Consider the following 14,710-nt stretch of genomic DNA (forward strand, 5'->3'; position numbering starts at 1 on the left):
GCTTTGACGTCAGAAGGGGAGTGCCGCGCAGGGCGTTGGAGCGAGGCGGTCGTACCGACACTGGCAACGTCTTCCATACAGTCTTTGTCACGTCACCTGACTCCAGGGTGAACTCCGTCTAGTCAACAGTTGGCTAAAGAGCCAATGCCGCCAGCTCATGCCAGTGAGGTGTCGACCATCTGAACGACTGCGCGGCCCGCGCCCCACTGGGACGATGTGTCGAGAAGCGAGCGCTGAATCAGCATTAGCTTCCGGGCACGGGAGGTCGCGATGGAAGTGCTGGCCGTTGTGGGAGCTATTGCGTTCCTCTTTGTAGTCGGCTGGATTTGGTCGTCCCTCACCGAGGCGGTGGAGGACAAGGCGAGCGACCTCACCGACAAGGCGGTCTACGGTCAGCAGCGCTATGCGGCCGGCGAGTTGGGGACCAACGCTCTGAAGATCCGCACCTCCCTCGCATCCGACAAGTTGTGGAACGAGCTCGTCTTCCGCCTGCCGTTGCCCTCTAGCAAACCCCGATTCGTGGACTCGCTGTACATCGCTGGTGAGCTGCCAAGCACCAAGGATGGCAACCATGGATTGAGGGTTGACTGGAATGAGTGCGTTCGGTCCGCCATCTTCGTCATTCGGGAAGCCGACGGCCAGACAGTCTGCGAACACGCGATGCTGCGATGGGTAGATAACGGCCAAGCGATGCGTATCGCCGTCAAGCACTTCGCGTCCTTGCGGGAAAATCTCGTCGCAATTGTGGCTTCTGTTGACCCACATGCACGCGCCGTGCTCGTGGATGAGAACGACCGAGAAGTGCCATTCGCCCCTGCGCAGCGATAACTGAAACTAGAGAGAGGTGAATTCACCGTGCAAGGATTAGCAATTCTCGTTGGCATCGTGGTTGTCGTCATGGTCGGGATGTGGATCTTAGAGACTATGGTCGACGGCTTGATCGGTGGTCTGTTTAGATTGATTTCAGCCCCATTCAACGCGGCCGGAAGGGCGCGTGAAAAAAGTAAGATGGACAAGTACGTCAACGGCCTCTATTTCGACACGTCGACGCCAGTGAATCACCTGCGCGGGGCTCTCGCCCAACACTTCAACAAAGGTGATCTACACCCCGCAAACAAAGTTATCGTGCAAACGGACGAGCCGGGCATATTCATCATTGGCATCGCCTGGCACGAGCAAGTCGAATTCACTATGGAGGATGGTTCAAAAGCGCACGGCTCAGGGCTACCCGTGATTGTCGCCGAATTGACCTATGAAAGCCGCGGGCCACGCACGATAGGTCGAATGCGCCTCACTCGGTTCCCGCACGATCTGGGCTGGGCGGAGAGCGCCGTAATGGATAACATATTTCCTTGGTGCTGTGCACCTATCTACGAATTGGACCCGTCAGCCGTGCTGCACGAGCATCAGGACGCGGTGCGGACCGGCATCCGCTGAGCTTAAGGGTCATCCGTGTGATACTCGGAGACGCAGTGGTCTCGACAATTGTGCCGCCGACCGTCAGGATGGCTGTCAGCTAGGAATGACGGCCCCGGATCGATCCGGCCGCGAATCGTGACCTCTCGAAGATCGCGGGGCGCGGCGGGCGGCAGCTATGGCGCGAGGCCTAGTCCCAGCCGGGGCAGCAGTCCGTTCGATCACTGAACTCGATTGCCTCTCCATTCATTCGTTCGTCCGATAGGGACGTTGATTCCATCCATATAGGTTGGCCTTGGTCGCGCGAATCGCGCAGGCAGAGTGGGACGGGCGGTGCGATGACCGGCGCAGAAAACGATGACGAAATCGGCGGTGTAGGTCGCGCCGTCGACCCTCAGAAGTCCGATCTCGCCCTGCGCGCGAGGAACTCGAGATCGCTGCGTTCCCGCCTCCGATATTTCCGGCCCACCTACAGCAGAGCGAGTACATCGCCGCGAGCTCCGCCCCTCGTCGCAAGGCGATCCATCGTGTCCAGCTGATATTTGCAATCGCATTTGTTTCGTTGACGCTATTGGGTTTCGTGCTATTCGGAAGGTCGCACTCTTCGAGGGTTCCCCCGCCTCAGTCGGCTGCGCCTGAATCGCAACCGACCTTGCAACCTCCGTTAGCCTCCGGCACGACGCCGTTCAACGATTGTGTCGGTCAGTTCCTCTCAAAATTCAGCTTGCGGGACAAGCTCGCTCAGTTGCTGACCGTCGGTGTGACGGGCCCGTCGGACGCGATCGACGTCGTCAGCACAGAACACGTCGGCGGGATCTTCATCGGCAGCCCGACCGACAAGTCGATCTTGAACAAGTCTCAGATGGACAAGGTCAAGGCCGCCTCGACGAACCTGCCGTTGATGGTCACTATCGACGAAGAAGGCGGCCGGGTCTCGCGCATCCCCGAGCTGCTCGGCGGTTCTGAGCTCTCCGCCCGCGAAGTCGCGAAAACTTATACGGCGGACCAGGTTTACGAGCGCACCAAGGCGCGTGCGGCCAAGTTGAAGGAACTCGGTATCACCGTGGACTTCGCGCCGGACGTCGACGTGAGCAACCAACCGGACGATTCCGTGATCGGTGACCACTCGTACTCCAACGATCCTGCCGTCGTCACCGAATTCGCAGGCAAATACATCCAGGGAATGTTGGACGCAGGCGTCAAGCCGGTGATCAAGCACTTCCCCGGCCACGGTCACGGCACTGGCGACTCGCACACCGGCGCGGTGTCGACGCCGCCGCTGGACCAGCTGAAGAAGGTCGACTTGCTGCCGTTCCGCGACCTCGTCTCCAGCGGCGCGGCCGTCATGGTCGGTCACCTCGACGTGCCCGGCTTGACCGACGCGAACATCCCCGCCAGCATCAGCCCGCAGGTCATGGCGTTGCTACGCGAAGGGACCGGCTACGGCGCTGCGCCGTTCGACGGACCGATCTTCACCGACGATCTCAGCGGTATGGCAGCCATCACCGCGAAGTACGACATCGAGACCGCGGTCGAGGCCGCCCTCGTCGCTGGCGCTGACATCGCGCTGTGGATCAGCACCGACACCGTATCGAGCGTGTCGGATAAATTGGAGAAATCGGTCGCCGCCGGCCGGCCGACCCAGCAGCATGTCGACCAATCCCTGGTCCGGGTGGCGAAGTTCAAAGGCGCTCTCTCTTGCTAGATCTCACCGAGCACGTAATCCCTGAAGTAACAGGTTGCCGATGAATGTCGCATTCTCCTCGGGAGACAGGTGGCGTCGGGTGAAGCAACGCAGTAGGAGAGTATTGGTGATGCCAGCGGCGATCTCGGTCGGCGTGCCGAGGTCGGTGAAGTCTCCGTCGTCTTGCCCCTGCTGAATCACCGGTGCGATGATGGCGGGCAGGTTCAATTGCTGCTTGATTGAAATCATGCCCTCTGGTTCGGAGTAGGTGTCGTGGGCGACCGCAGCGACCAGCGCGTCCATAAATGCCGTCTCGTCGGCCACTAATTGGGCGCAGCGGAGAAGATGGTTCTCGATGATCGTGATCGTGCCGACGCCGATCAGTAGGTCGTCGGCAACCGCTTCGGTAAGCGCTGACACCCGAGACTTCAGTGCGCCGATGAGAATATGTGACTTCGTGGGGAACAACATCCGAGCCGTCTCGACAGGGACTGAAGCATTCGACGCGATCGTTTCGAGCCGGGTCATGAAGTAGCCACGTTTGCTGAATTCGTCTCGCGCGGCGACGATTACCGCGGATCGCGGATCGCGTGCCATCGTTCTCGGCACGGAGGATTGCGGGTCGAGCGACGCTAGTGCATCATCCACGTGCTCGTGCAGCTGCGCAGTGTCGACGATTGTGCTAAGTACCGCCAGGATGGTGTCGGCGAGCAGCGCCGGAGTGACCGAACCCGGATCGGCCCGGCGGCGTATCATGAAACCCTCGACGATCGCGATCATTGCAGTCGCGAATGTCGTTGCGGTGAAGGGCTTTCGGAGCGTCGCGCCGAGTCGGCCGAACGAAGCTTCAAATGCGGCCAGCACCAGTTGGTCGCGGCGTTGGTAATCCGCGCGGAGGGCGAAGGTCGTACGCTGCGTCGAGACTGCGAGTACCTGTGCGAGAAGACGTTTGGTCACCGTCAACTCGTCCGTGATCGCTGAGAAGTGCGATGTGATCAATGCTCGGACCGTGGCCCGTGTCAGCCCCCCGTTGGCGGACATCTCCGTCAGCACCAGTGATCGCATCTGCTTCGGTGTGTAGCGACCCGACGGAATCAGCCCATCGACTACTTCTGCGAGAAAGTCAGATTTGGATGGAAATTTCCGATAGAACGTCGCGTGCGAGCCATTGGCGCTGTTGATCACGTCCTCGCTGCGAAGACCGCGATCGAGGATGCTGCCGGGTTGATCGATGAGAATGCGCAAGCCAGCTTCGACAAACCGCCTGGCGGCCGCGTCTTCGACAGCCATCACTACCCCTTTTGATCAGGTCGGCGTGCTCGCGCGTGACGACGGAGTGGTCGATCCTGTGGACGATCGCCTCATTAGAGCACAGTGTGAGAGAGAACCGTCTCACTTGAGACAGGGGACTCCGCGACGCAACAGTGACCTTCCGGCAATGGTCGGCTTCCATTGCAAAAGAGTCGGGGATGGTTGCGCAGCGTGAATCAGTAGCGTCGTGCATTTATCAGCAAGGACCGCGTGATGAGCATTTCTGGATCTGCCAATAGGTCGTCCGAGGTGGAAGGGGTACGCGCGTATACAAAGCCGAATCTTAGTGATCGTGAAATTGAGGTGCTCTTGGCATGGTTCTGCTGCGACACGAAGGCAAACGTCGCTAAGAGACTGTACATTTCGCTCGGCACGGTCAACACGCATCTGGCGCGCGTCCGGCACAAGTACGAATCTGTCGGCCGATCAGCTTCAACGAAGGCGGCGTTGGTGGCACGTGCGCTACAAGACGGGTTCGTCTGCGTCGAAGATCTATGACTCCTGATTGCGGTGCGCGGGCGCAGGGGCCCACGCACGCCAGCAGACCGTTTGCGGCCATAGGCCGCATGGTAGCTAGAAGCGGAATCGACGGAAGGCGTCGGATGTGAGCGGCACGGTTGGGGGTGGCCAACATCGTGGCGCACGTTCGGAACTTCATACCAGCGCAGAGGCATCTATCGAGCCTGATTCGCGCTGGGCGCAGTACATGCCCTCGGCGATTCCAGAGTGTTCCGAGGTCCGGGATGACATTCTCGCGCAATCTGGGCGCGATATTGGCGTAGTCGACGAGGAATGGTTGCTGACCGTGGTCCGAACCGTCTTGCAGGAGAAGTTGCGCGAGACGACGATTGGTCGCGTGGATGTGACGTGGGATGAAATTCGGTCGCTCCTCGCGAGGCCAGATTACGACCCACGGTTGCTGTCGAAGTTTCTCAGCACCAAGGGCGCTGTCGGCGTCGCAATCAACGACAAGATCTCGGCGTTGCTTAGCGTCCATATCCCTGCGGCGCTACTCTTGCGAGTGCGCGCCGGCGATTTCGATATTCGGTGAGAGATCGGGTTTCTGCGGCCCTCAGCGCGTCCAAACGGGCGTGATCGACATGCGGGTAAATCGCCAACCATCCGCGGTGCGAAGGGCGTCGAACGCGTAGTGAATGCCGATGATTCGATTGTCTTGGGGGACTGCTGCCGCAGGGACAAAGATCGCGACGATGTTGGCGTCGACCACCGCTTCGTCGACCTGCAGATCGATCGAAACGCCAGCGACGAGATGCTGCGTCCGTTCGAACATTTCATGATTGCGTTGCGCAGTCTGGATGATCGCGTCGACGCCGGTCGTGACACCGTCGGGGGTTTTCAGCCTAGCGTCAACGGAATAGACGTGCGACAAGTCGTCGAACTGCTTCGAGTCGATGAATCGCCCGATATCCGCGACCAGGTTGGCGATATCGTTCTTGTCCAACAGTTCTTTGATCGGGTCCGTGGTCGTAGCCACTGAAATTCTCCCCTCGAGATGGACCTGCTGTGCTTGGTCATCGAACAACGCTTGGTCATCGAACAACATAGTGTGACCGAGCGGTATCCCCGCAATCTGGACTCAATTGTCTGGACTCTCGGGTGGTGACTACGTGTTCGGCGGAGCCGGTTGGCGACCACTCCCGTCGTCCCGAAAACCTGACAGGTCCGGCGAAGGACGATTCCGCCGGTATTCTCCATCAGTCCAAAATCGGATGGTGCCCAATAGGCCGATAGCCCCAAGGCAACTCGGATTGCGATAACGATCGCATCCATGTCTAGACGGTTTGTCCCTCGCGCTCTGAGATGGATATCTGGGCGGCGGGATCCTCAGCCCGAATCGCTTCGGCGAGATTGATCATGAATTTTCGGTATGCGTTGTATCCGACCATATCCTTAGGCGTAACGGGATGAAGAACACGGGCTGCTGGCTGGTCTTGTAATTGTCTATCTCGCTACGAACCGTGCAACCTGCTGGCGCGTTGTCGATTGGTACATGGAACACCATCAGTTCGGAGAACTTTCCGACTCCCCGGACGGAGAAATTGGTGCTTCCCAGTTCGGCGCCTTCGAATCCTATCGGTGCGTGTCATGTCGACATGCCCACCGCGCTTGTATTTTCTCCGATTGCTTTAGTCAATTCTGCGACCCGGTCGGCGCTCAAGGTTGTTCGTGCGAAAATATGTGACTGGGAGAATTTGTGCGGTGCGGCCATGATGGGTCCTTTCACAATTGGGCCCAAGTACGCGAGATACGTCATGATCGACGGTCGGCAGCCACGTTACTTCGTCGGCGGTTCGCCGCGGTATCGTACGTTTGACCGACGGGCCGCCGTCGATTTCAGTAAGTCAATGCGCTGGTATGGCCGGACCCGGAGTATTCTCGAACCTGGATTCGCGGGGTGCGAGTGCAATTCCTCGCTCGGTGGTTGTCAATGTATTCACACGAAGCGGTGCAGCCCGGTGGCGATAAATGCGACCGTAGGACCGACAAACAGACCGATTCGAGCCGTCTGGGCCGGCTGCAGGCGTGTCGACTACTCGGTCGCCGAAGTCGTCTGCTTCGTCGACACAGCCGCCGCCCCGGTGGGCAGCGCACCAACACTGGGCGGCCGAGTGCTCACATGCTGGCGTCCGGGCAAAGGATAGCTTGGACGCCGGCCTGTAGCAGTATGTCGGTCGTACTCACCGCCAGAAACGACGCCCACGCGGCTTCCTCGCGGGAATCATGTCGCTGCGACGCTTCGCCAGCACCGCTGAAGTGCGCGCTGGCGGTCGCAGCGGCTAAGTCAACGTCGAAGAGCACATCGGCCGTTAGCCGTCGCTGGGTGACCTCGACGGCAGCGACAGGGCGACGTAACCGATTATGTCGTCTCTGCGCGATGGTTCTGTTCAATTCCCGGACCTTGGCACCAGAAATGCCGATTACGTTGCCGTACTTCCACTTTCGCTGAGTATTGGTTGGGTGCGCTGCCGCATCGTGAACGGCAAGGATGAGTTCGCTCAGCGACGCCGCGGGGACCGTGACCTCGAATGTGCTGATCTCGGGCGAACTCAACGCTGGCTCATTGGCCATGCTGTGATCACCTCCGGCGAGGACGTGAGTAGTCGGCACGGTCCGGTTGGCGGCCGCGGCAAATGATCGTTGCGGCCCTCGTCGCCCTTTGCAGGTAACTGGTCAAGCCCTTATCAGCCCGACGCGCGGTGAGGATTTCGCGTATGAGTGGCTGACAAGCAGGTCGGGCATTTGGCCGACGATTGGACATGTGTCCAATGATCCATACTCTGCGCGATGCGTCAAGCGGCTGCCTGCTTCGTCGCGAATTCGATGGCCCGGGCTGCGAATCATCCGACACCCAGCGTCGCCTCCATCCGCCTATCGCCCTTGCGCGCGCCCTCGCTCTTTCGAGCATTGTGGACGCCAGTCACGGCGCCACCGCGCTCCAAATTGGTGCACGACATCCGATTGGCAATTCAAACAGGTCGAGCCACCAACCCACTGCGATGCAAAATAATCCCAAACGTTTCCATTATGATGCCTTTGTCGGATTTTGAAGCGCGCAGAATTTCACGCGGACTGCCCGGGGACACTCGCAGGCTGACAATAGACGACGCCAGCCAAGCTCGCGGGACAGCGACTGTTAAGACAATGGGACATTGGATATGTTGGTCTTGTCATTCGCTGTAATAGAGCAGTATGCCTTCGCCTCTGTCCGGAGAGCCACCAGTTTGATCCCGTTTGGATCCTTTCCGTGCTTGTCGTTGTACATCTTTGTGACTATGGAGTCCTGCTTGTCCTGCGCTTGACTCAGAAAATCGTGACACGTAGTCTCGCCTCCTTTATTGGACGAGCAGCCGGTGAATAGAAGCGCGGCGGACAGTCCTGCCATTAGTGCGAAGGGCAGGGTCTTGTTCTCCATCGAGTTACCTTTCGTTGCAGTTCTTGCCGATCTGATGAATTCGGTATGGCGTATATCCTGGTGTGACACTGAGTCCGTCGTCCATCGTGCGAACGGTCGACACGCATTGTTTAGGGGACGAAAATTCGCATCCAAAGTCGCTGCACTGTCGATAGCCGCTTGCGAAGACAGCATGGTAAAGACAGACGGCCACAGTTTGTGTGGCGCTAGCCGACACTCGTCGCGCGCGAATCGCTCGTCGATCGTTTGACTGACTTACGGAATAGGCACGTCCGGTCGACAATGCTTCCAGGGCAGATCTGCCTGGTGACGGCTCGGCAGTCGTAAAGCGGGGGAGACGATGACGAACGACACGCCTCACTGTGGGAGCGTGCCTCGGCGGATCGGAGTCGTCGAGGATCATGCGGTGGCAGTGGCAGGGTTGCGCCAAATTCTCGCGGATGAACCCGACCTGATGATCGTTGCCGCTGCGACAACAGTGTCCGAATTGCTAGCGATCACTACGGATCTCGATCTGGCGATGCTTGATCTTCGTTTGCCTGATGGATCCTCTCCAATTGCCAACGTCGAGCAGTTGCGGCGGGCGGGAATCGAAACGTTAGTGTTCACCTCGGGAGACGAGCCATTCATGGTTCGTGCCGCGGCGCGGGCGGGCGTATTGGGCGTGGTGCGCAAATCTGAACGCGGTGAGGTTGTTGCCTCCGCGATTCGCGATGCGGCGATGGGCCGGCTCGTTGCGACGATGGATTGGGCGGCGGCGATCGATGCAGATGAGGATTTTGCTCAGGTGAATTTGAGTCCGCGGCAGCGTGACGTCCTGGGCTTGTATGCGTCTGGTGAGCCTGCGGCGCGAGTGGCGAAGCTGTCGGGTCTTACTGAGGACACCGTCAACGCTTATCTCGGTCGAATTCGGCAAAAGTATGCCGAAGCTGGACGCCCCGCGCGCACCAAGACGGAGCTATACAAAAGGGCACTGGAGGACGGATGGCTGCCGATACCCCGTCGACGCCACTAGGCGCGCTGCCTGTTGACTTTGCTAGCGGTGCCGAGACTCGCATCTTGCGGTTGTTCGCACGTTTCGTCAGCGCAGGGTATCTGTTCTACCTGATCTTGTTGGCTCCAGCAATCGGCGATCAGACGCGGGCCATGGCGGCGTGGTGGACGCCCTTCGGTGTGGTCGCGGTATTTATTCCGCCGCTTGCGATGGGAGCTGCGACGTTTGGGCGCGACCTTCGATGGGTGCGCTTGTTCGCTGGTGTGACCGCGTTGTCGTACGTCGTCGCAGCTGCGACGTGGCCGATTGCGTGGAATGGTGTTCTTCTGCAATCGGATTCGTGGATCTCGTCTATTCCTGGTCTGTCTGGTCTGGCGGCGGCGGTGGCTTGGGGTCCGCGTCGGACAATTTCTCAGCTGGTCGTTGCGATCACGATCGTGCAGTTGATCAATCACGCCTGTCGCGTGCCAAACCACAACGGCGCCTTCGTCCCAGATCTTGCGTTTGCGATGAGCTTCTGCTTGCTATTTGTGGCAGCCGCATTGATGGCGATGCGAACCGGTCGGCTGCTTGACGAGACGCAGTCGGGGGCACATGCCGTCGCCGCCGCCGCCGCGGCGATTGAGGCACGCGCCGTGCAAAGGGTCCGGTTCAACGCGTTGGTTCACGACTGGGTGATGTCGACGCTCCTTGCTGCGGCTCGGCAACCGCACACTGACGTGGTGCGCAATCAGGCGCGACTGACACTGTCCAAACTCGATGAGCTTGGCGATGTAGAGCAGGGGTCATTTGATGCTAGGGCTGTGTTGGCGCACTTGCGCACGGCGGTGGGAGCCGTCGACGACAGTTTGCGAGTGGACACTCGCGTCGACCCCGGCGCCGAGAAAGCGACGTATCCTGCAGAGGCGATCCGCGTGGTCGGCGGTGCAGTTTCAGAAGCTGTTCGCAACAGTGTTCTCCACGCAGGCGACAGGGCTCGGCGCTCGGTGTCGGTGACGGTTGGAGCGATGGGACTCGAGGCCGTCATCGCCGACACGGGAACCGGGTTCGATATCGAAGCTGTGGCTCCGCATCGTCTTGGCTTGGCAGTCAGCATCCGAGGTCGGATGCAACAACTCGACGGTGGCTCGGTGGACGTGCAGTCATGTCTGGGCGCGGGAACCACCATCAAAATGGTTTGGGTGGCCCAGCCTTGACGAATCGTGGAGCGCACATCCGAGATGCGCGGACCTTGCTGGGAATGGACACACGCGCCGCGTGGGGCATTGCCATATTCTATCTCGCGTCAGAGGTATTGCTCGTCGTGACATCGTGGCATGGAGTAAACGTGCGCTGGCCGATTGGTGCAGCGCTCGTGATCACGTTTGCGGTCACCATCGGTTTGATCGCAGTCCGACCCGACCCGCTCCCTGTCGGGATTGCGGTGATGATGGCGCTGGCGGGCCCGTTGTGCTGTGCTTTGGTGTTTTGCGTCCTGCCAATTCCCCCCACGTCTGCCGCTCAGCTATGGCCGTTGGGCACAGGCACCGCTACTGCGACCTACATGTGCGTCCGCGGCCGCACCGGCGCGGCCTGGATAAACGTGTTGGCCATGATTGCTGTGACTGCAATATGGTCGGCGTCGACTGGGCAGGGCTTCCTTCACGGAGTCGGCATCTCGGTAATCAACCTCGGTCCGCTTTTAATGGCAACCTTCTTCGCCTACACCATCCGTCCTGCTGCACGTGCGATCTTCGACCTCCGCGAAGAATCTACGCGGCGCATTGCCACCGAAGCCGCCGCAACCGCGGCCCTGGTCGAACGCGACGAGCAGATGCAGCAACTAGACCAACTCGTCCGACCGATTCTGTCGACGATCGCGAACCCGGAACAGCTGGACTCGACAACGAAGCTCGAATGCGCGCTCCTCGAAGCCCATTTGCGAGACAAGCTTCGTGCGCCAGCGCTGGACCAGCCGAGCGTTGCCGCAGCTGCAAGGCAAGCTCGTCAGCGAGGCGTGGAGGTCGTGATGGTCGACGACCACGGGCTCGACGATGACGATGACGAGATCGGACCGCGCCTGTTCAGCCTTGTGTCAACCGAGCTTGGACGGGCCGAGGCAGGTACGGTGACGATCCGAATTTTGCCGCCGCACCGGCAACTGCTCGCAACTATTCTCGCGTACGATCCCGCGACTGGTATTCGGCGCCTCGAAATCGACCACAACGTAGCGCCGACATTCCCTGTAACGCAACAAATTTCCTAAATAGTTGCATGCAACTAACTACTTCGGCTAACGGTGACCCCAATTCTGGCGTCAAGGAAGTCGAACCTCGTGTAAGCACGCCATCGCGCATAGCGTTGTGGTTAATCGGTTCAAAACCACGGTCGGGGGGCCGTAAGATTTCCCGAAGCGTTCGGTGAAAGGAACTACTGTGCTCACAATCGAACTTCCCATCGCCGTCGACGCCAACTCCCGTGAGGTTGCCTGCGACAGACACCCTTTGCGGGCGCCTAAGCTAAGTGCGCGTGAGATCGAAGTATTGGTGAGTTGGATCCTCAATGACTCGAAATCTAGTGTGTGCGAACAGCTTTACATTTCGCCAGGAACGGTGAACACGCATCTCTCTCGCATACGCGAAAAATACGAGTCTGTCGGTCGTCCCGCACCGACGAAGGCGATAATGCTCGCCAGAGCGCTACAGGACGGTCACATTATTCTCGACCAACTCTGAGCCCCGGGTTGACACGGCACAGTTTGCGATGTTAGTCAGATCGCGTTTGAGCTCAGCACGTTTCGTTCCGTGGGATTCGATTGCTGTGCGAGAGGCCGTTACGCGTCGGCGAGCGCATCGGATCGGGGAATCTCGACGCGGCGGTTAAAGTTTTGGCCGTTGTGAACGATCGTGCACAACTTACTGCGGCCATCGGGATGGACGCGAATCGTGACTTGGTTGCCCTCGGAGGTGTCGAGTTCGCGGATTGCAATTTCTGTCAGCTCACGGAATTGGTCCTCCTCGACGTCACCGTCGCCGAGGAGGACGACGTCGATTCCTCGGCTGCGGGCGCGTGCGGCGGCATCCAGGAGAGGTTCACTCGCTAGTGTTCGTGCGCGGATCCTGTCGCGCAGCCGCGCCTCTAGTAGCAGCGCCTGAAGGCATTCATCGTCCTCGAAGCGCTCGGGCTGGCACATACGGACCAACATCGGACGGGCGGTGACGTTGAGGTATCGCAGCTGATCGTCACGTTCGCGTAACCGAGCCTCGGATTCGGCGCGCTCGGTCGCGAGCGCGATCGAGCGAATCCTCACAGCGTTGATGCGTCCGACCATCCGCCACATCGTCACTGAGAATGCGCTAGTGATCGCGAGCAGCATCATTTCCCATGTCACCATGCCGGTGAAGTCGCCGTAGAACCCAGTTCGCGAATGCGCCGCCCAACCGACAAACACGGCGGTAGCCGCGAGCATGCCGCACCAAGCGAGCATGAACCTTCCCCGCAGAGTCAGTAGAGCCATAAGCAGGGTTCCCATGGTCCACGACCAGAGTGCATTGTGACCATGATGGCTGTCGGAGTTGATCGCCGTAACGTTGGCGAGCGCCGCCAAGCCCGGAACCACTGCCAGTACTACCGCCCGTCTTTGCGGCATCGGATCGAGCGACGGCGCTACTAGCAAGACGATTCCGGCGAGCAGCACCGCGAGAGTCGCGGAGAACCATCTTGGATCGAGGTGTGACTCAAATCCCCGCGCTGCTTCGACGGCGAGGTATGTCGTGAGCAAGACCGCAGCGAGAGGCGTGTGCAGCCCGACCATGCCAGCGGCAGTCACTGGTTCGGTGTGCTGCGCAGCGTCCCCTATAGCCGTCCGCGGTCCGCCGTCGACGACGGGGATTGACGGTGCTGCAACCTCGATCACCGTTCCGGCGCCGGGTGACGAATCGACTAGAAGGGACGCGCCGCCGTATTGGTCGACTCTTGCGGATGCAACTGCGAGACCCATCCTCGTAGGACCAACGTTCGTTGGTTCGAATCCGGAGCCGTCGTCCGTGATGCGAACAGTGATCAAGTCCGCCTCGCGAACCTCTACGACGCGATTGACCGCACGGTCCGATCGATCTGCGTGGCGAACGCTGTTGCGGACCGCCTCTGACGCCACCTCTAGAAAGAGCTGGGCTGCTGAGGCAGCTAGCGTTCGCTGTGGGTCCCCGGCAAGAGAGACCACGACTCGGTGATCAATCTCTGCACAGGTGCGGCGAACTTGCACTACTAGCTCGCCGACGGTGATCATTGCGGCAGGATCGAATTCCGCGGTGATGCGGTCAAGCGCCGCGATTCCCTGTCCGCCGGCCACGGCTATCGCCGCCACATTGCCACGAGTCCGGCCCACAAATAGCAGAGCAGCCAAAACCGCATCGTGAACTAGTCCGTCCACACGCGCTCGTTCGGTCGCCATTGCGATTGTGGCAGCTCGACGTGCGGCTTGGACGAGGGCCGCACCGGTGTCGCGGTCCAGCGTTGCCGCCGCCCGCGTCGACATTATCGTCGCCCCAGCGACCACCAGCCCGAACAGCGGCGTCGACACCGTGTTCACTGCGACTTGATACGCCGACCACCCGGTTCCTGCCCACCAAGTCGCCATTGCCACCAAGGGGCCATACGCCACTAAGTAGGCAACGAACCAACGCAGACTCAGCACAAGCGGGGCCACGCCGATCACCACGCCGTGAATTAGTGTCGGCCAAGGCCAGCCATAGTCCGTGAGGAACGCATGGCGCGCAAACCCGAAAGGCAGCACCGCTAGGACCGGAATAAATGATGCGACGAGCACTCCGACAACCATGCGAAGCGACGCTATCGGCCACCAAAATGCCCCGACTGCCATTAGAGGCGGCGGAACAGCAATCAGTGCGATAGCCGCTACGTTCCACCACGGTATTGCGAATTCGAATTGCGCAGGGACAGAGGGACGCAAGGTCGAAAGGAACAGAACGCCGGCTGATCCGAACGCGAAGCACACAATCCGGAAGGTTCTTTCCGGCGCTTGCGCCGTAGTGAACATGGAATTAGACAGTACTGCAGCGACGCGGCGACGGCTCGCCACTTGCTCGCTCCGCCGGAACTCTGGGTGAGGCGTATCCGGTCCACGGAGGGCCCACGGTGAAGGATCGACGCGGGGCGGCGTCTGCGCACGGCCTTACCGTCGTGGCCCGCGCTTGTCGAGTGCCCCTTGGGGCGGAGTCCCCGGAGTCGGGGAGGCCTTGCTCCTCCCGACGTCGTATCTTTGTCGTCGCCACGCCCTGCGACAGCGGGAACCACCCATGCCTTTGTCCGCGCTGGGTCTACCAATCGGCTGGCGCGTATGCCGGCCAAGGGGATCGCCCCCGGGTGAAGG

At 60.1% G+C, this 14,710-nt stretch carries 13 protein-coding genes; 9 read left to right on the plus strand and 4 right to left on the minus strand.

All coding sequences use genetic code 11. The features are described 5' to 3' along the window. Positions 1–270: 270 nt before the first annotated feature. From FGL95_RS08565 to FGL95_RS08575, 3 genes are all read left to right on the plus strand, one after another. On the plus strand, positions 271–828 hold the full coding sequence (locus tag FGL95_RS08565) for a hypothetical protein (RefSeq protein ID WP_169585774.1): 558 nt from the start codon (positions 271–273) through the stop codon (positions 826–828). A 27-nt stretch (positions 829–855) separates the two neighbouring features. Then, on the plus strand, positions 856–1,437 hold the full coding sequence (locus FGL95_RS08570; RefSeq protein WP_169585775.1) for a hypothetical protein: 582 nt from the start codon (positions 856–858) through the stop codon (positions 1,435–1,437). Between the two features lie 514 nt (positions 1,438–1,951). Further along, complete coding sequence (locus tag FGL95_RS08575) at positions 1,952–3,121, plus strand: glycoside hydrolase family 3 N-terminal domain-containing protein (RefSeq protein ID WP_169585926.1); 1,170 nt, start codon at positions 1,952–1,954, stop codon at positions 3,119–3,121. Between the two features lie 3 nt (positions 3,122–3,124). On the opposite strand, the gene FGL95_RS08580 is transcribed toward FGL95_RS08575, so the two are convergent. After that, positions 3,125–4,390 carry a TetR/AcrR family transcriptional regulator gene (locus tag FGL95_RS08580; RefSeq protein WP_169585776.1) on the minus strand — a complete coding sequence of 422 codons (1,266 nt, stop codon included), beginning with the start codon at positions 4,388–4,390 and terminating at the stop codon, positions 3,125–3,127. A gap of 234 nt (positions 4,391–4,624) precedes the next feature. On the opposite strand from FGL95_RS08580, the gene FGL95_RS08585 reads away from it, so the two are divergent. Together FGL95_RS08585 and FGL95_RS08590 are read left to right on the plus strand one after the other, a co-directional pair. Continuing rightward, positions 4,625–4,909, plus strand: coding sequence for a helix-turn-helix transcriptional regulator (locus FGL95_RS08585; RefSeq protein WP_169585777.1), 285 nt, complete (start codon positions 4,625–4,627; stop codon positions 4,907–4,909). 106 nt (positions 4,910–5,015) lie between these two features. Then, the gene (locus tag FGL95_RS08590; RefSeq protein WP_169585778.1) at positions 5,016–5,462 is read left to right on the plus strand and encodes a hypothetical protein; all 447 of its coding nucleotides are present in this window, start codon (positions 5,016–5,018) and stop codon (positions 5,460–5,462) included. A gap of 21 nt (positions 5,463–5,483) precedes the next feature. Here FGL95_RS08590 and FGL95_RS08595 read toward each other — a convergent pair whose 3' ends face one another. Both FGL95_RS08595 and FGL95_RS08600 read right to left on the minus strand, forming a co-directional pair. Continuing rightward, a complete protein-coding gene (locus tag FGL95_RS08595) occupies positions 5,484–5,906 on the minus strand; it encodes a nuclear transport factor 2 family protein (RefSeq protein ID WP_169585779.1) in 423 nt (140 codons plus the stop codon). Between the two features lie 1,139 nt (positions 5,907–7,045). Next, positions 7,046–7,501 carry a hypothetical protein gene (locus tag FGL95_RS08600; protein ID WP_169585780.1) on the minus strand — a complete coding sequence of 152 codons (456 nt, stop codon included), beginning with the start codon at positions 7,499–7,501 and terminating at the stop codon, positions 7,046–7,048. Between the two features lie 1,184 nt (positions 7,502–8,685). On the opposite strand from FGL95_RS08600, the gene FGL95_RS08605 reads away from it, so the two are divergent. The 4 genes from FGL95_RS08605 (at position 8,686) to FGL95_RS08620 (ending at position 12,053) form a co-directional block, all read left to right on the plus strand. Then, the gene (locus FGL95_RS08605) at positions 8,686–9,360 is read left to right on the plus strand and encodes a response regulator transcription factor (RefSeq protein ID WP_169585781.1); all 675 of its coding nucleotides are present in this window, start codon (positions 8,686–8,688) and stop codon (positions 9,358–9,360) included. After that, the gene (locus FGL95_RS08610; RefSeq protein ID WP_169585782.1) at positions 9,330–10,535 is read left to right on the plus strand and encodes a sensor histidine kinase; all 1,206 of its coding nucleotides are present in this window, start codon (positions 9,330–9,332) and stop codon (positions 10,533–10,535) included. The genes FGL95_RS08605 and FGL95_RS08610 overlap by 31 nt, the downstream gene beginning before the upstream one ends. Positions 10,536–10,666: 131 nt before the next feature. After that, positions 10,667–11,584, plus strand: a complete 918-nt coding sequence (locus FGL95_RS08615) for a hypothetical protein (RefSeq protein WP_169585783.1) — start codon at positions 10,667–10,669, stop codon at positions 11,582–11,584. Positions 11,585–11,753: 169 nt separating this feature from the next. Further along, positions 11,754–12,053, plus strand: a complete 300-nt coding sequence (locus FGL95_RS08620; RefSeq protein ID WP_338079766.1) for a helix-turn-helix transcriptional regulator — start codon at positions 11,754–11,756, stop codon at positions 12,051–12,053. A 98-nt stretch (positions 12,054–12,151) separates the two neighbouring features. On the opposite strand, the gene FGL95_RS08625 is transcribed toward FGL95_RS08620, so the two are convergent. Then, complete coding sequence (locus FGL95_RS08625) at positions 12,152–14,158, minus strand: sensor histidine kinase (RefSeq protein ID WP_169585785.1); 2,007 nt, start codon at positions 14,156–14,158, stop codon at positions 12,152–12,154. Positions 14,159–14,710 lie beyond the last annotated feature (552 nt).

It is taken from the genome of Antrihabitans stalactiti (assembly GCF_012932915.1).
Lineage (GTDB): Bacteria > Actinomycetota > Actinomycetes > Mycobacteriales > Mycobacteriaceae > Antrihabitans > Antrihabitans stalactiti.